Origin of the sequence: Mesorhizobium sp. M1B.F.Ca.ET.045.04.1.1 (assembly GCF_003952465.1) — a bacterium.
Lineage (GTDB): Bacteria > Pseudomonadota > Alphaproteobacteria > Rhizobiales > Rhizobiaceae > Mesorhizobium > Mesorhizobium shonense.
Map to the genome: position 1 here is coordinate 5149230 of NZ_CP034448.1, position 16658 is coordinate 5165887.

Genomic DNA, 16658 nt, shown 5'->3' on the forward strand with positions numbered 1-16658 from the left:
ATGAACCGTCATGAATGTCTGAATGGAAGCCGTGGCGGTGGATAAACTATCGGCATGGCGATTGCCATCCCGATGCATGCCGCCCAAAAGTGGTCCCCGGTTTTGGGGCAACGGCATGCATCAAGAAAACCGTCACATTCGCATCGCAGACTTCAGGCGGTCGATCATGGTCAGGGCGTGCTGCTTCTTGTCGAGATTGTAAGTCTCAGCCTCAGATATCGTGTTCAGGGCCTCGTGCCAAGCCTCGGACAGCGTTTTGGCCCTGGCGAGATCGCCGGCTAAAGCCGCTTCGCTGGCCGCCGCCGACAAAAGATCGAGCGCGCGGCGGTTGAAGATATCGAACTGGATCGCCTGGTCCCGGCCGGCGACGGCTTCGGCCAGGCGGTGCGCGCCGGCAATGTCGGGCTTCGGCGCCGCCACCAGGGCATCGAGCGCGCCGGCGATCTCCAGCCCGCCATATTGCGTAAGCAGGATTGCGTTGCGGGCGCTGCCCCCTGCCCGCTCGGCCAGCGCCGCCCGCGCCGCCGGATCTTCCGGCGGTGGCGGCTCGACATTTTCCAGCACGGCCATCAGCTCGTCAGGCGCAAGAGGCGTCAGCCGCACCATCTGGCAGCGTGAGCGGATCGTCGGCAGCAGGCTGCCCGGCGCATGCACGATGAGGATGAACAGGGTACGCACCGGCGGCTCCTCGAGATTCTTGAGCAAGGCATTGGCGGCGTTGGTGTTCATGTCGTCGGCCGGGTCGACGATGACGACACGGTAGCTGCCGTCATGCGATGTCATCGACAGGAAGCGGCTGACCTTGCGGATCTCATCGACGGTGAGCACCGTCTTGAAGCTCTTGGTCTTGTCGTTGGCCGGACGGGTGAGATGCAGCACCGAAGGATGCGCGCCGGTGGCGATCTGTCGAAACAGCGACGATGCCGGATCGGGAACGGCGAGCGCTTCCGGTGCTACCGCGAAGTCCGGATATTTGAGAAGATGGTGGGCCAGGTGGAAGGCGAGCGTCGCCTTGCCGATGCCGTGCGGCCCGGCGAGGATCAGCGCATGCGGCAGCTTGCCGGCGCGGTAGGCGGCCGCAAGCATGCCTGCCGCCTGCGCATGGCCGATAAGCCGCGGCGTTTCCGATGGCTCGGGAACGCCGTCCAGCGTGTCGTGCTGTTCGGGAGCGATACGTTCGAAGATCATGCCGGCGCCGTCTGCCTGCTTTGCGCCGGCATGCGCTTTTCCAGCACCGCGAACACGGCCGCGGTGACGACGTTTTCAACCGTTTCGGGGTCGGCCGTCGCATCGATCACAATGCAGCGATCCGGCTCTGCCTCGGCGATCGCCAAAAAGGCCTCGCGCCGGCGCTGGTGGACGGCGAGCGTCTCCTTCTCGAAACGGTCGGCGCTGTCGCCGGCGCCGCGGCGTGCCGCCGCGCGCTTCAGGCCTTCGGCCGGATCGATATCGAAGATCAGCGTCATGTCGGGAACCATGCCGTTGATGGCGACCGCCTCCAGCGCTTCCATGAAATCCGGGTCGAGCCCGCCGGTAACGCCCTGATAGACGCGGGAGGAATCGATGAACCGGTCGCAGAGCACGATCGTGCCGCGTTCGACCGCCGGCCGGATCACCTGCTCGACATGGTCGGAGCGCGCGGCGGCGAAGAGGATCGCTTCCATCTTGGGCCCGAACGGCTCGGCCGCGCCCGACAAAAGCACATGTCTCACCGCCTCGGCGCCCGGCGAGCCGCCTGGCTCGCGCGTCACCAGAACCTCGTACCTCTTGGCGCGCATGCGCCGCGCCAGCCGCTCTATCTGCGTCGACTTGCCCGCTCCTTCGCCGCCTTCGAAGGTGATGAAAAATCCGCTCGCCAATCGAGAATGCCTTTGCCCGCGCTGGCCGCTGTCATAGCTGTCGTCCGACAAAAGGTCCACGCGCCTGCCCGATCACAAATGCTTCTGACGCAGCCAGCCGACAGCCAGTTCCTTGGCGGCGTCGAGCGCGCGCTGCGGCAGCGTACCCACTTTCACCGGCTCCGCGGCGAACAGCGGCGTTCGCTGGCTCAGCGTGTCGCCTATCCAAACGCGCAACTCCCCGACCGGTTGCCCCTCCTCCACCGGCGCCGCCACCGGACCTTCATAGACGATCCTGGCGGTCAGCTTGTCGCGATTGGCTATCGGCAGAAAGATGTCCACCGGACCCTTGGCTTTCAAGGCCACGCCGGATTTGGCGCCGCCAAAAACCTGGGCTTCGCCGACCACCTCGTCCTTGGCGAAGATCTCCGTCTTCTGGAATGACCGCGACCCCCAGTCGAGCAGCTTGCGGGCCTCCTCGGCTCGTTCGCGATCGCTGGCCAGGCCGCTCAGGGCCGCGATCACGCGGATGCCGTTGTGGCTGACCGTGCCGACGATGCCGAAGCCGGCGGACTCGCTTGCCCCGGCTACGAAGCCGTCGGCATCGATGCCCATAGCCAGCAGCGGGTTGCGGTTCCTCTGGGAGATCTTGTTCCAGGTGAAATCCGGCTGGCCGTAATAGTGGAAGAACTCCGGATAGTCGCGCCAGATATGCAACGCCAGCATCGTCAACTCGCGCACCGTGGTCTGCTGGCCGTTAGCCGGCAGTCCGGTCGAGTTGACGAAGGTCGATTTCGAGAGGCCGATCTCTCGGGCACGCTCGGTCATCTGCGCGGCGAAATTCGCCTCCGAGCCGGCCATGCCTTCGGCGAGCACGATGCAGCCGTCATTGGCGGCCTGCACCGTCACGCCCTGGATCAGATCCTCGACGCGGACCGCCGATTTGAGCTTGGCGAACATGGTCGAGGTCCCGGACGGCGCGCCGCCGGTGCGCCAGGCGTTTTCGCTGACCACGAAAGTGTCGTCGAGCGTCATCCGCTTCGCCTTGATGGCGTTGAACACCACTTCCATCGTCATCAGCTTGGCCATCGAGGCCGGCGGGATCGACTTGTCGGCATCCTTGGCGAACAGCACGGTGCCGGTATCGGCGTCGATCATGAAGGCCTGGGCCGCCTTGGTCTCGAAAAGCTGCGCGCTCGCCGGAACGGCGCAAAGCAGCACCAGCACCAATCCCAGAAGTGCGGCGAAAGGCGGAAGAGCACGGAACAGCATGAAATATCGACCCGTTAGCCGCATTGGCCCGGTCAAGCTATCAGGGTTTTTTCAGCCGAACCAACCGAGCGCGCGAAATTGATCAGTTTCGCACAACCAAAGCGTCCGGCGCCCCGTGCGACCAGGCCGCCTGCAGCAGGTCGTCGATGCTGCCATGGCCATCCGGATAGACGTTGACCGCATACCAGTCATTGCCGTCGAGCTCGGTCCGCTGGATTTCAGCCTTGCCGAACGGCTCGAGCGCCGCAGCCACGCGCTTTGCCTCGGCTACGTCGTCGAAGGAGCCGGCAGCGACATAGTCCGGGGCCGGCGTCTGTTCCTGGCGGTTCGATTTCTTCCACGACTGCAGAATGTCGGCCGGCGACATGCCGCTGCCATCGAGCGCGGCAAAGACGTCGGCGCGATTGACGCGCTCATCCGCATAGGACAGCGAGGCCATGGCAAAGGGCGAGTTCGGCGGCAGCCTGAACTCCGGCCGCTCTGGCACGATCGGCCCGAAATCCGGTAAAGTGACGTCGCTGGCGCCTGGCACCTGCGCCTGTGTCGCCGATTGCTCCGACAGCCCTGGCTGCGCAGCGAAAGCCTCGCCCGAATTGGTCAACTGGCCAGGGAACGGCACGGCGGCCGGAGGCGCGTCCGTCTGCATGCTTGGCGACGGGCCGTTCATGGCCACCATCACGCCGGTCGGCAGGCCGTCGGACGGATCAGGCCGCCTGTTGCCCGGATGGTACGAGGCCATCAGATACTGATCGTCATTGCCATCGAGCGGTGCCCGGCCGACATATTCGACCTTCACCTTTGCGGTGCCGACCTTGCCATAGTCGAGCATTTGCGCGGCACGTTCCGAGACGTCGATGATGCGGCCCTCATGGTATGGGCCGCGGTCGTTGACGCGCACGATGATCGAACTCCCGGTCTCGAGATTGGTGACGCGCGCGTAGCTCGGCAGCGGCATGGTCGGGTGCGCCGCCGTCAGTTGCGCCGTGTCGTAGACTTCGCCATTGGCGGTCAGCCGGCCATGAAAGGCATCGCCATACCACGACGCCAAACCGACCTTGGCGTAGCGCTTGTCTTCCTTCGGATAATACCACTTGCCGCGTACCTGATACGGCTTGCCGAGTTGGTCGCGGCCGCCGCCGCGCCGCATGAAATTGACGCGCGGGCTCGCCTTCACGCCATATTCGGATTCGGCGAAATATTCCTTGGAGCGCGGCCGCTTGTCGACCATCGCCTTAGGTTGCGGCGTGGAGGTGCAGGCGGCAAGCAGCACCGCCGACAGAGCGCACAGCATAAAAGCAGGAGCGCGACGAAGACGCGGGCGCGCCGAGGTCTGCATGTTTTCGATTGTCCCCTACAGTCTTGCCGCCACCAGTCGGAGCCAAAGCGCCCGCGAATGCCAGCAACACCTTGATCCCCAATCCCTTTTGCACAGGAATTGTTTATCACGATGTTAATCGATTATGGCCGGAACCCGGCGACATTATGGCGAGGACTGCCGGTGCGGATGAGCGTTATAGGATGAGCGCCGGATGGAGGGGCAGCTTTTGGAGGGGGGACTTCCTTTTTCCAACCGGCGCTCATGGCGCTGGAATTTCCTGCGCCGAACAAGAGCTTAGCATGAGCCTCTGCAGGGACTGCCTCGGTCGAACGGATGACTCGGCTCATCTATATTAGCTATCGCCTGATAAAGCCGTTGGCCGCAACACCTTGAGCGCCGTCCCTGCGCCGGCCGACAAGTTCAGGCATGACCGGCCGGGCCGATTTCGAACGATTGACATGCCTTTGCACGGCACACTAGAGGATGGGTGCTCTGTCGGCATCGCGGCCTAACGGTCCAAGCAGGACGGAGCACCTCGTGAAGAATCACGATGGAGGGATGGCCGAGCGGTTTAAGGCACCGGTCTTGAAAACCGGCGTGGGCGCAAGTTCACCGTGGGTTCGAATCCCACTCCCTCCGCCAGTCAACCCTAAAATGTCTTGGAAACCCTAGGGTTTGGTGATTTTCGGTTAGTGACCAACCTTCCTGTTATTTGGCCCGCTCAGAGAGCCCGGACTCGGCAAGCCGCCTTACCACGCCTCTCGGCCTCAACTGCGACGTTGATCGACTCGGCAAGTGCTCTCGCGTTATGTCGATGGAATAGCAGACCGGTTCTGGCCAGAAACGATGCGGCGGAAGAACCACAGAATGGCTGGACAAGCCAGGAGCAGAACCGCGCCGAAGTCGACCGCGGCGCTGGCGGAGCCAAGTGACGTGGAAAGCTTTCCGCCGATCGCCGATCCAACCGGGCTTCCGGCATAGAAGGCCGTATAGAATATTCCCATCCCGATCGCCCGCGTCTTCGGCTCGAGCACGCGCGCTGGAAGGCTCATGATAGCGCCGGCGGGCAGGCCGCAAACGGCCCCGACGGCAATGACGACAGGAAGCACCTGGCCGCTTCGCGACAGGAGAACCGTCAGCAGCGCAAAGCCGATGCAGCCTGCGACAATGATGGCTTCGCCGCGTTTGGTCAGATCGGCGAGGAAGCCCCCCAAGGGAACCGAAATCGCCGCGAGCCAGAGGACGATGCTGATCGTTGATCCGGCTGCAGCCATGGACCAGCCTCGCTCGACGAGCATCGATGGGCCAAAACTGAAGATCATCACCAAGCCGAGATTGTAGAGACACCAGATAGAGCTGGCGGCGATCACCGCGTAGACCGTTTCCGGGGTCAGACTGCCTCGTTCGCCGACAACGGAGACGGCCGCCTCCTCCGGCGCGCGGTAGAAAATGGCCATGAGGACGAGGCCGATCAGGATCCACCCTGCGACGGCGAGGTTGACGAGATGAAGCCCGAACCTTGCTCCGATCCATGGCAGGAGCATGAGCGAGATTGCGATGCCCACCGGCCACGAGTTGACGAAAATGGCCATCGCGGTTGCGATTTCGCGGCCGGTGAACCAGTCGGCGACCATCTTGGTCATCAGGACGCTGAGGAGAATGCCGCCGGTCCCGGCGATCAGTCGGCCTGCGACCTGCACGCTCCAGGATGCCGACGAGGTCATCAGCAATTCGCCCGCCAGCATCGCCAGGATTGCGGCGAGGACCGTCGCCTTGTCGCCGTAGCGGCGCCCGATGGCCCCGCCGGGGAAGGCGAGCAGGACACCCGGGGCAAAGTAGATTCCGATAAGGATGCCGATGTCAGCCAGGCTGGCGCCGAGGCTTTGGCTAAGCTGCGGCGCTACGGCCCCTACGCTGCCAAACTGGAAGGCGAAGGCAGCTCGAGCGACGAACAGGACTGCAAGAATGGTCCAGCGGCTTGGCATTTGAATCTTCCCCTGGGACTGATGATCGGCGCATGGTTATCACCAAATGCGTCGCGCACTCAGCCCTATCCATCATGGTTCAACGTTTGCAGATCACGTCGGCCAGCGGCCCAGGCAAGCGCCTCTTCGAGCCTGTCGTCGCCCCAAAACGTTTCGCCATCTACGACGAACGCCGGGGAGCCGAAAATGCCGTAGCTGCGGGCCGCATCGGTTTCAGCCTTGAGCCGCTCATGGGCGAGGCGGCCGTCGGCCTTGGCAATAACGTCGTCGACATCCTGGCCGAGGGGAGACAGCACATGCTCCAGATGGGCGCGGCTGCCCAGTTCCATGCCTTCCAAGTACCACGCCCTGAAGCTTGCGACGGAGTAGGCCTCGCACCAGCCCTCTTCGGCCGCCACCATGGCAACCCGGTTGGCCAGAAGGTCCGGATCGGTCGGCCAGAAAGGCGCCCTGACATATGGCACGCCGTGGGTCGCCGCGCGCCGCTCCACATCGCGCCACATGTACTTTACCTTTGCCGCCTGGGTGCGGAGGGCGATGTTGTTCTCGGCCATGACGGTGCGGACATTGAAGGGGCGCCATCGAACGGCAACGCCCGACTGTTTCGCCATGCCGTCGATGCGCATCACGGACAGATATGCGTAGCCGCTCCCGAAGAAGTAGAAGAAGTCGAGTTGCTTCATTTCCACCGCCTCCAGCCGCAGCCAAGTCGGCAACAACCTTCCTCAGTCGGAGCTGTTAAGGCTGCACATGCGTATGAGCCATGATCCGTCGGCCTGTTGCTCGAAGACGTCGACCGAGGTGCCGTTGCCGACCTCCAAGCCCTCGGTATACGTCGCCAGACACCAAGCCAGGTCACCAGATCTGCCCGCATGTATCACTGTCATTTTCTTGTCAGTCGCCTCGCCGTGGCCATGCGTCCAAGTTGCGTGGAGAGCTTCGATAGCGTCACGGCCCCGAGCGGGAGGCGCGTAGGGCGAATGCAATTCAGCGTCGGCCGTAAACATCGCGCCGCATATTTTGGCCTCGCCAGCACGATAGGCAGCCACATAGGCATCGCAAAAACCCTGCAGTTCCTCGTGGATCGACATCGGCGGACCTCCAGCGGCGAGATTGCTATATTAGCGAGTTCTTAGATAAACGACAATTCTTCGATGCCGTCGGCCACTGGGTCGTGCGATGGACGACCAGCCGCAGTTTCGTCGGATACAGACTCGTCTTCATCGTGCTCTGCTTCACCCGCCAGATGACAGCGTATCCCGCGCGCTCGGCCTTAATTAGCAATTGCTGAAATCCGCAAGGTTGGCGCCAGCCAGCCGTGTTAAATGGCGGCGGTCATCAACCCGGAGCACAGCCATGACCTCTCCCATTGGAAGCCAGCAAAACGCTGGAACAGTGCAGCGTACCATCAGACTTCCGACAGCACCCGAGGCGACTTTTCCTGGTAAAAGCGCCGAAAGCGTCGGTCATCTCGCGAAAGCCTCCGTTTTGGAGACGGGCGACAGCGAACCGGGCGCTCAAGGTCGGGCAGCATCCAGGATCGCTCGGATGGACGTCACGGCACTTCCCTCGGCCGGCTCAGGCGATAACCGAGTGTCCGATACAGGAAGCGAAGACAACGGGGCGGCGGATCAGGATGCAGGAGAGAACGCCATCGGCTGACGCGGCCCCCGAAGCAGTCGGGCTGAATTTCGTCACGGCGGGCATTTTTTAATCCGTTCGGCCGACAGCGGATTCCGGATCACGAGCCGGTGAATCCTGGCCGGCATCAATCTCACAAGCGCGTGCGTTTGGTTGATTTCTCAGACAAGATATGCTGCTTGTCGCGCCCATGAAAAAGCTCTGCCTGATGGCTCTGGCGTCCCTGACGCTGGCCTGGCCGGCCAACGCAATGGACAACGCGCTTCGCGCCGGCCTGCTGAAACTCGACCCTGAGACCCGTCTCGAGCAGCGTTGCGACGCCGAGGTGCTCGACCGGATCAGCCATGACGACCACAACTACAAGGCCGATCGCGTCGTGGCTTATGCCTTCGCCACGCCGCAGATGAGCGCCGATGCGATCAGGAGTCCCGGCGCTGCGTTTCGCAGCAAGGGTCAATGGTACCGGCTGAAGTTCAAGTGCCAGACCGCGCCCGACCACATGCAGGTGCTGCAGTTCCGCTACAAGATCGGTGACGAAATCCCGGAAGCCGACTGGGCAAAATACAATCTTTACGACTGACAGATCGCCTGCGGTCGGCTGCGCCAAAGTCAGCCTTTTCGATTGCAAACTCCATATGGATTCCGGTGGAACAACACGACGTGCAAGCGCTTGTTCCGGCTGGGTTCTCTTGACGTGCGGGAACGATACACGTTAGGGCGTCGGGATATTCGACGACCGGCGCTCGGCGAACAGCAAAGGGCTTCCCAGACGATGGACATTTTCAGCGCGGCAAGCCTGAGCGCCCTTCTTCAGGTCATCGCGATCGACCTGGTGCTTGCCGGCGACAATGCCATCGTCATCGGGCTGGCGGCCGCCGGCCTGCCCACGGAGCAGCGCAAGAAGGCGATCCTAATCGGCGTGCTGGCGGCGACGGTGCTGCGCATCCTGTTCGCGGCGGTCACCGTCAAGCTGCTCGCCATCGTTGGCCTGCTGCTGGCAGGCGGCATCCTGCTGTTGTGGGTCTGCTGGAAGATGTATCGCGAGCTGCGCACCTCGCAGGCCGACGAACAGGAGGCCACGGAGGCGCTGTCCAATTCCGACCTCGACAACGACAGCGCGGTTGCCGGCAAGGCGCCGCGCAAGACGCTCGGCCAGGCGGCGCTGCAGATCGTCATTGCCGACGTGTCGATGTCGCTGGACAACGTGCTGGCCGTCGCCGGCGCGGCGCGGGATCATTTCTGGGTTCTGATCATCGGGCTGGTGCTGTCGATCGGCTTGATGGGCCTTGCCGCGAGCTTCATTGCCCGCCTGCTGCACCGCTACCGCTGGATCGCCTATGTCGGCCTGGCGATCATCCTCTACGTTGCGCTCGACATGGTCTACAGGGGCGCGATGGAAGTCTGGCCGCACGTCAACAACGCGGTGAGCTGACCACGCCTCCTGGCGCCGGCTTCGGCCGAACGATGACCTGGCCCGTCGCTTTGCGTTTTGCCGCAGCAAGGGCCAGCCCATACCAATGCCGCAATTAGTGTGGTATGGCGCCGCCGATCCCGAAAAGCCTGGAAAACCTTATGTCTGCCCCTCGTGTCAGTTTCGTCAGTCTTGGATGCCCGAAGGCGCTCGTCGATTCCGAGCGCATCATCACGCGGCTGCGCGCCGAAGGTTACGAGATCGCCCGCAAGCATGACGGCGCCGACCTCGTCGTCGTCAACACTTGCGGCTTCCTTGATTCGGCACGTGACGAGTCGCTCAACGCCATCGGCTCCGCACTTTCGGAAAACGGCCGCGTCATCGTCACCGGCTGCCTCGGCGCCGAGCCGGAGGTCATCCGCGAGAAGCATCCCAACGTGCTGGCGATCACCGGTCCGCAGGCCTATGAGAGCGTGATGGCGGCGGTCCATGAGGCCGCGCCCCCCAGCCACGACCCCTATGTCGACCTCCTGCCGCCGCAGGGCGTGAAGCTCACGCCGCGCCACTACGCCTATCTAAAGATCTCGGAGGGCTGCAACAACCGCTGTACCTTCTGCATCATCCCGGCGCTGCGCGGCGACCTCGTCTCGCGGCCGGCGGCGGACGTGCTGCGCGAGGCCGAAAGGCTCGCCAAGGCCGGCGTCAAGGAAATCCTCGTCATCTCGCAGGACACCAGCGCCTACGGCATCGACATCAAATACCAGACGAGCCTGTTCGGCGAGCGCGAGGTGCGGGCTAAATTCCTCGACCTCGCCGAGGAACTCGGCAAGCTCGGCATCTGGATACGCATGCATTATGTGTATCCCTACCCGCATGTCGCCGACGTCATTCCGCTGATGGCGGAGGGGAAAATCCTTCCCTATCTCGACATCCCGTTCCAGCATGCCTCGCCGCAGGTGCTGAAGAACATGCGCCGTCCCGCCCATGGCGAGAAGACGCTGGAGCGCATCCGCGGCTGGCGCGAGGTCTGCCCGGATCTTGCCATCCGTTCGACCTTCATCGTCGGCTTCCCCGACGAGACCGAAGACGATTTCCAGATGCTGCTCGACTGGCTGGACGAGGCCAAGATCGACCGCGCCGGCTGCTTCAAATACGAACCGGTCAAGGGCGCGCGCTCCAACGATCTCGGCCTCGAGCAGGTGCCGCAGGAGATCAAGGAAGCCCGCTGGCATCGCTTCATGCAGCGCCAGCAGAAGATCTCGGCAACGCAGTTGGCCAAGAAAGTCGGCAAGCGCTTGCCGGTACTGATCGACGAAGCACACGGCACGTCTGCCAAGGGCCGCACCAGGTACGACGCGCCCGAGATCGACGGCTCCGTGCACATCCAGTCGCGGCGGCCGCTGCGCGCCGGCGAGATCGTCACCGTCAAGATCGACCGTGCCGACGCTTACGACCTCTACGGTTCGGCGGTCTGATAGCCGCAAATGAAAAGGGCGCCTTGCGGCGCCCTCAGGCTCTTGAAAAGCCTTTCGGCTTCAGTAGCGTCCCTCGTCAGAGCTTCACCGCCTCGATTGCGGCCAGCGAACGGTCGATCGCCTGATCGAGGGTCTCATCGAGGCGTGTGCCCGTTGCGACCGCCGACAGCCGAGCGGCAAATCCCAGATGGTAGTCGACGAACCACTCCGGGCGCGGTTCCGGCTCCGGAAATGGTCCCCACCACGGGGGAAGTTTTGGGATCTTCGGTCGCGTGGGGCACCAGTCATCGAGATCGCGCAACAGCGCTTTCATGTCGAGCCCGCCTCGCTCGGCCACCCAGGCATGGCGGACAAATTCGTCAGCGACCGCTGCGCCCAGTTCATGCGGCGGCAGCGGCTGTGGATTGAGCGCGACACGCACCCCACCTTGTGGTCCGTGCGGGATGACATCGTAGATCGCGGGAAAGCGTTTCCCGATAATCGCCAGAAGCTTTTTATTCAATTGCATAAGACCCCCTTCTGCGGGCGCTTGTCACGCCAGCTGGTTTCGTCTGATTTGCGTAATCAGCATGGAAGTAGAAGCCGTCGACGTATGTGAAAACGGTCACGGAACCGGTCGCGGATGCTGCGGCGACTTCATGAAAAATTGTAATTCAGAAAAGATAGAGCAAGATTTATCTTAAATACTTGGCACGCAAGATCGTACAGCGATCAACTGCCAAAACCAGCTCAGCGTCCGCCTTGGGCAGGAAAATCTTGCCGATCGATCTTACAAACGAATGAGGGCGCCACAAAGCGCCCTCTCCGGTTCGAAATTTCGTTGTCGCTTACTGCGGCAGCTTGTCGTCGATGCCTTTGACATAAAAATTCATGCCGAGCAGCGTGCCGTCGTCGGCAACCTCGCCGTCCTTCAGCCAGGGCGAGCCGTCCTGCTTGGATACAGGGCCGGTGAAGGGGTTCCAGCCGCCGGCAATCTTCTTCTCGGTCGCCTCAGCCATGGCCTTCACGTCGTCGGGCATGTTGGTGAAGGGCGCAAGCTTCACAGCGCCGTCCTTGATGCCGAGCCACACATTGTCCGGCTTCCAGGTCCCGTCGAGAGCCGCCTGGACACGGCTGATGTAGTACGGACCCCACTCGTCGGTAAGCGAGGTCAGCTGCGCGTTCGGCGCGAACTTGATCATGTCGGAGGACTGGCCGAAGCCGTGCAGCTTGCGCTCCTCGGCGACCTGCAGGGCGGCGGTCGAGTCGGTGTGCTGGACGATGATGTCGGCGCCCTGGTCGAACAGCGCCTTGGCGGCGTCGGCTTCCTTGCCCGGATCGAACCAGGAGTTCACCCACACGATCTTGACCTTGAAGTCGGGATTGACCGACTGCGCGCCGAGAATGAAGGAGTTGATGCCCATCACCACTTCCGGGATCGGGAAGGAGACGATGTAGCCGGCCAGCCCCTTCTTCGATTCCTTGGCCGCGATCTGGCCGAGCACGTAGCGGCCCTCATAGAAGCGCGCGTTGTAGATGCCGAGATTGTCGCCGGTCTTGTAGCCGGTGGCATGCTCGAACATCACCTTGGGAAACTTCTTGGCGACCTTCACCTCGGCGTCCATGAAGCCGAAGGACGTGCCGAAGATGATCTTGCACTTCTCGCGCGCCAGGCGCTCGAAGGCGCGGTCGGCGTCGGGGCCTTCCGAGACGTTCTCGAGATAGGCGGTCTCGACCTTGTCGCCGAGCGCCTTTTCCACCTCGAGCCGGCCCTGGTCGTGCTGGTAGGAATAGCCGAAGTCGCCGATCGGACCCGTATAGACCCAGCAAGCCTTCAGCTTGTCGGCCGCCTCGGCGGTCGCGGCCAGCGACAGGGCCGCAGTCGTGGTCAAAAGCGCAATGAGCAGTTTTTTCATCGTGTTACCTCTCTGAGTTAAGCCTTGGAGCTTCCCGTCTTTTTGTTGTCGTCAACGATCCGGAACGAATGGCTGCCCCAACGAAGCCGGCGTGTTCATCATCGTCAGCCGCTTGTTGCGCGAGATTAGAACGAGAACCACGATGGTTGCCAGATAGGGCAGCGAAGAAAGGAACTGCGAAGGCACCGGAATGCCAAAAGCCTGGGCATGAAGCTGGCCGATCCACACTGCGCCGAAGATGTAGGCGCCGGCCAGCACCCGCCACGGACGCCAGGAAGCGAACACCACCAGGGCCAGCGCGATCCAGCCGCGACCGGCGCTCATGTTCTCGACCCATTGCGGTGTATAGACCAGCGACAGGTGGCCGCCGGCAAGGCCGGCGCAGGCGCCGCCGAAGACCACGGCGAGATAGCGGTAGCGGATCACCTTGATGCCGAGCGCATGCGCCGAAGAGTGGCTGTCGCCGATCGAGCGGAGCGTGAGGCCGGTACGGGTCTTGAACAGGAACCACATCACCGCGGCGGTGAGCGCGATCGAGATGTAGAACAACGGATCCTGGCCGAAGATCAGCCTGCCTACGACCGGGATCGAGCTCAGACCGGGGATGTCGAGGTTCGGCAGCCTGACGCCGGGCTGGCCGACGAAGCTGGTGCCTATCATGCCGGAGAGGCCGAGGCCGAGCAACGTGAGCGACAGGCCGGTCGCCACCTGGTTGGTGGCCAAGGACAGCGTCATGACGGCGAAGAGCAGCGAGAACAGCGCGCCGACGATGATCGCGGCAAGCAGGCCGATCCAGGGCGATCCGGTAAGATAGCCGGCGCCGAAGCCGCCGACCGCGCCCATGATCATCATGCCTTCGACGCCGAGGTTGAGCACGCCGGAACGCTCGACCACAAGTTCGCCGATGGCCGCGATCAAGAGCGGCGTCGCGGCGGTGGCGATGGTCAAAAGGATGTTGATGGTGATGTCCATCAGCGTGCCTCCTCCAGCTTGGGCGCAGCCTCGAGTTTCGGGGCGGCAAAGCCGATCAGACGAATGCGGTAGTGGATGAGCGTGTCGCAGCCGAGCACAAAGAACAGAAGCATGCCCTGGAACACCCGCGCCACCTTGTCGGAGATGCCGAGCGCGCTCTGCACAGCCTCGCCGCCGAGATAGGTCAACGCCAGCACCAGGCCTGCGGCGACGATGCCCAGCGGATTGAGCCGGCCGAGGAAGGCGACGATGATGGCGGTGAAGCCGTAGCCGGGCGAGATCACCGGCTGCAGCTGGCCGATGGCGCCGGAGACTTCCGAGATGCCGGCAAGGCCAGCCAGCGCGCCGGACAAAAGAAAGGTGAAGAAGACCATCTTGTTGAAACCGAAGCCGGCGAAACGCCCTGCCCTCGGGCTCGAGCCCAGCACGCGGACCTCAAAGCCCTTCAGCATGCGGCTCATCATCAGCCACACCGCCACGGCCGCGACCAGCGCGAAGACGAAACCCCAATTGGCGCGGCCGGCATCCGGCATCAGCTCCGGCAGGATGGCCGAGTCGCCGAACTGGATGGTCTGCGGAAAGCCATGGCCCTGCGGGTCGCGCCAGGGTCCGCGCACCAGCCAGTCGAGGAAGAGCTGCGCCACATAGACCAGCATCAGGCTGGTCAGGATCTCGTTGGTGCTGAAGCGGGTCTTCAAGAGCGCGGGGATCGCCGCGTAGAGGGCGCCGCCGACCATGCCGAGCAAGAGCATCAGCGGCAGGACAAGGGGCCCTTCGAATTGGGGAAACAGCACCGGGATGATCGAGCCGAAGATGCCGCCCAGGATGAACTGGCCTTCGGCGCCGATGTTCCAGATGTTGGCCTTGTAGCAGACCGACAGGCCGACGGCGATCAGGATCAGCGGTGCCGCCTTGATGGCCAACTCGTGCAACTGCCAGACCTCGCTGATCGGCTGAATAAAGTAAACATTGAAGGCGTTGAACGGATTGACGCCGAGCAACGCGAACATGATAGCGCCCGCAATCACAGTCAGCGCGAAGGCAATGAAGGGGGAGAGCACCGAAAACAGCGCCGAGCGCTGCGGGCGTTTGACCAGTTCGAGGCGCATCATGCCGTCTCCATGGTGTGTTCGGCGTGGCCGGGTTCGGCGCCGCCCATCAACAGGCCGATCTTTTCGAAGGTGGCTTCGGCGATGGGCAGCGGCGCGGACAATTCGCCGTTGTGCATGACCGCGATCGCGTCCGACAGCTCGAACAATTCGTCGAGGTCCTGGCTGATGACCAGAACCGCCGAGCCGCTGCGGGCGAGCTCGATCAATGCCTGTCGGATATGGGCGGCGGCACCCGCATCGACGCCCCAGGTCGGCTGATTGACCACCATCACGCTCGGCTTGCGATCGAGCTCGCGGCCGACGATGAATTTCTGCAGATTGCCGCCGGACAGCGCCGCAGCCTCCGGATCCGGCGCGCTCTTGCGTACGTCCATTGCCGTGATGATGCGCTGGGCGGCGCTGTAGACCGAACCGTTCTTGACCATGCCGCCGGAGCCGACGAAGGACTTGCCGTCGGTGGCATGGCGCGACAGCAAAAGGTTCTCCGAGAGCTTCATGCGCGGCGCCGCGCCATGGCCTAGGCGCTCTTCCGGCACGAAGGCGGCACCCATCAGCCGCCGACCGGTGATGGAGAGCGCGCCGGCATCCTTGCCGCGGATGCGAACCGAACCGGCATCCTGCTGCAGCACTTCGCCGGAGACGGATTCGAAGAATTCGCCCTGACCGTTGCCGGCGACGCCGGCAATGCCGATCACCTCGCCAGCGCGCACGCTGAGATTGATGTTCTTGAGCGGGATGGCGAAGGGCGTCGCCGGCTTGCGGGTAAGCCCGCGGATCTCGAGCAGCGCCGGCGCGGTCTCGATACCTTCGGCCGGCGCGCGCACCACCGCCTTGACCTCGTTGCCGACCATCATGCGGGCAAGCGACGCGGCCGTCTCCTGGCGCGGATTGCAATGGCCGACGACCTTGCCGTGGCGCAGCACCGTGGCGCGGTCGCAGAGGCGTTTGACCTCTTCCAGCCGGTGCGAAATATAGAGGATCGACTTGCCTTCGGAGCGTAGCCTCTCCAGCGTCTCGAACAGCTTGTCGGCTTCCTGCGGCGTCAGCACCGAGGTCGGCTCGTCGAGAATGATGAGCTGCGGCGTCTGTAAGAGGCAGCGGATGATCTCGATGCGCTGGCGCTCGCCGACCGACAGATCGCCGACCAGCGATTCCGGATCGAGCGGCAGGCCGTAGCTGTAGGAGAGCGCCCTTGCCTTCGCGGCAATGGTGCTGATCGGCGAGCCGTCGTTGAGCGAGAGTGCGATGTTCTCCGCCGCCGTCAGCGCCTCGAACAACGAGAAATGCTGAAACACCATGCCGATGCCGAGCTTCTTCGCCACACCGGGGCTGGTGATCTGAACGGCCTGGCCGTCCCAGAAGATCTCGCCCGAATTCGGCTCAAGCGATCCGAACAGCATCTTGACCAGCGTCGACTTGCCGGCGCCGTTCTCGCCAAGAAGGGCATGGATTTCGCCCCTCGCGATGTTGAGGTCGATATGATCGCACGCCGTCAGCGTGCCGAAAATCTTCGTAAGGCCACGAACCTCGAGCAGGTTCGCCCTGTCATGATTTGCACTCACAGTGCCTCCCATCCAGTGACCCGGATATGTTCTGTGTTCCCGCTGGTATCGTATGCGCGGCCGGCTTCTGTCGGAAAGCGGCACCCAACTTGAAAGAGCTTCAAGAATTCCAGCGGAAACTCAAGGGGTAAGATACACCTATTGGGAGCTTGCGAAAAACCGGCGGGCCTTTTGGGC

Annotated in this window: 16 protein-coding genes and 1 tRNA gene; 5 read left to right on the forward strand and 12 right to left on the reverse strand. The window is 63.1% G+C overall.

All coding sequences use genetic code 11. The features are described from left to right. Positions 1-132: 132 nt before the first annotated feature. The 4 genes from EJ071_RS25480 to EJ071_RS25495 form a co-directional block, all read right to left on the reverse strand. Positions 133-1188 carry a DNA polymerase III subunit delta' gene (locus EJ071_RS25480; RefSeq protein WP_126100315.1) on the reverse strand — a complete coding sequence of 352 codons (1056 nt, stop codon included), beginning with the start codon at positions 1186-1188 and terminating at the stop codon, positions 133-135. Further along, the gene (gene tmk / locus EJ071_RS25485) at positions 1185-1859 is read right to left on the reverse strand and encodes a dTMP kinase (RefSeq protein ID WP_126102716.1); all 675 of its coding nucleotides are present in this window, start codon (positions 1857-1859) and stop codon (positions 1185-1187) included. The genes EJ071_RS25480 and tmk overlap by 4 nt, the downstream gene beginning before the upstream one ends. A gap of 72 nt (positions 1860-1931) precedes the next feature. Then, positions 1932-3110 carry a D-alanyl-D-alanine carboxypeptidase family protein gene (locus EJ071_RS25490; RefSeq protein WP_126100316.1) on the reverse strand — a complete coding sequence of 393 codons (1179 nt, stop codon included), beginning with the start codon at positions 3108-3110 and terminating at the stop codon, positions 1932-1934. Positions 3111-3192: 82 nt separating this feature from the next. After that, positions 3193-4446, reverse strand: a complete 1254-nt coding sequence (locus EJ071_RS25495; RefSeq protein WP_126100317.1) for a septal ring lytic transglycosylase RlpA family protein — start codon at positions 4444-4446, stop codon at positions 3193-3195. Positions 4447-4980: 534 nt separating this feature from the next. On the opposite strand from EJ071_RS25495, the gene EJ071_RS25500 reads away from it, so the two are divergent. Further along, positions 4981-5070: transfer RNA gene (locus EJ071_RS25500), tRNA-Ser, on the forward strand. 164 nt (positions 5071-5234) lie between these two features. Here EJ071_RS25500 and EJ071_RS25505 read toward each other — a convergent pair. From EJ071_RS25505 to EJ071_RS25515, 3 genes are all read right to left on the reverse strand, one after another. Beyond that, positions 5235-6413, reverse strand: a complete 1179-nt coding sequence (locus tag EJ071_RS25505) for an MFS transporter (RefSeq protein WP_126100318.1) — start codon at positions 6411-6413, stop codon at positions 5235-5237. Between the two features lie 65 nt (positions 6414-6478). Continuing rightward, on the reverse strand, positions 6479-7096 hold the full coding sequence (locus EJ071_RS25510) for a DsbA family protein (protein WP_126100319.1): 618 nt from the start codon (positions 7094-7096) through the stop codon (positions 6479-6481). 42 nt (positions 7097-7138) lie between these two features. Beyond that, positions 7139-7504 (reverse strand): nuclear transport factor 2 family protein, encoded by a 366-nt coding sequence (locus EJ071_RS25515; protein ID WP_126100320.1) that lies wholly within the window; start codon positions 7502-7504, stop codon positions 7139-7141. Positions 7505-7769: 265 nt separating this feature from the next. Between EJ071_RS25515 and EJ071_RS25520 the strand changes: the two genes are divergently transcribed. From EJ071_RS25520 to rimO, 4 genes are all read left to right on the forward strand, one after another. Then, positions 7770-8075 carry a hypothetical protein gene (locus EJ071_RS25520; RefSeq protein WP_189521210.1) on the forward strand — a complete coding sequence of 102 codons (306 nt, stop codon included), beginning with the start codon at positions 7770-7772 and terminating at the stop codon, positions 8073-8075. 151 nt (positions 8076-8226) lie between these two features. After that, positions 8227-8634: a DUF930 domain-containing protein gene (locus EJ071_RS25525; protein WP_189521212.1), complete on the forward strand. Its 408-nt coding sequence runs from the start codon at positions 8227-8229 to the stop codon at positions 8632-8634. Between the two features lie 192 nt (positions 8635-8826). Continuing rightward, entirely contained in the window at positions 8827-9486 is a 660-nt protein-coding gene (locus tag EJ071_RS25530; protein WP_126100321.1) for a TerC family protein, read from the forward strand. A 140-nt stretch (positions 9487-9626) separates the two neighbouring features. Continuing rightward, positions 9627-10940: a 30S ribosomal protein S12 methylthiotransferase RimO gene (gene rimO / locus EJ071_RS25535; protein WP_126100322.1), complete on the forward strand. Its 1314-nt coding sequence runs from the start codon at positions 9627-9629 to the stop codon at positions 10938-10940. A gap of 76 nt (positions 10941-11016) precedes the next feature. Here rimO and EJ071_RS25540 read toward each other — a convergent pair whose 3' ends face one another. The 5 genes from EJ071_RS25540 to EJ071_RS25560 form a co-directional block, all read right to left on the reverse strand. Then, a complete protein-coding gene (locus tag EJ071_RS25540) occupies positions 11017-11448 on the reverse strand; it encodes a hypothetical protein (RefSeq protein WP_126100323.1) in 432 nt (143 codons plus the stop codon). Positions 11449-11767: 319 nt separating this feature from the next. Continuing rightward, positions 11768-12835 carry a BMP family ABC transporter substrate-binding protein gene (locus tag EJ071_RS25545; protein ID WP_126100324.1) on the reverse strand — a complete coding sequence of 356 codons (1068 nt, stop codon included), beginning with the start codon at positions 12833-12835 and terminating at the stop codon, positions 11768-11770. Between the two features lie 51 nt (positions 12836-12886). Further along, on the reverse strand, positions 12887-13807 hold the full coding sequence (locus EJ071_RS25550) for an ABC transporter permease (RefSeq protein ID WP_126100325.1): 921 nt from the start codon (positions 13805-13807) through the stop codon (positions 12887-12889). Beyond that, on the reverse strand, positions 13807-14919 hold the full coding sequence (locus tag EJ071_RS25555) for an ABC transporter permease (protein ID WP_126100326.1): 1113 nt from the start codon (positions 14917-14919) through the stop codon (positions 13807-13809). Before EJ071_RS25555 ends, EJ071_RS25550 begins: the two co-directional genes overlap by 1 nt. Then, positions 14916-16493, reverse strand: coding sequence for an ABC transporter ATP-binding protein (locus EJ071_RS25560; protein WP_189521214.1), 1578 nt, complete (start codon positions 16491-16493; stop codon positions 14916-14918). Before EJ071_RS25560 ends, EJ071_RS25555 begins: the two co-directional genes overlap by 4 nt. Positions 16494-16658: the final 165 nt, after the last annotated feature.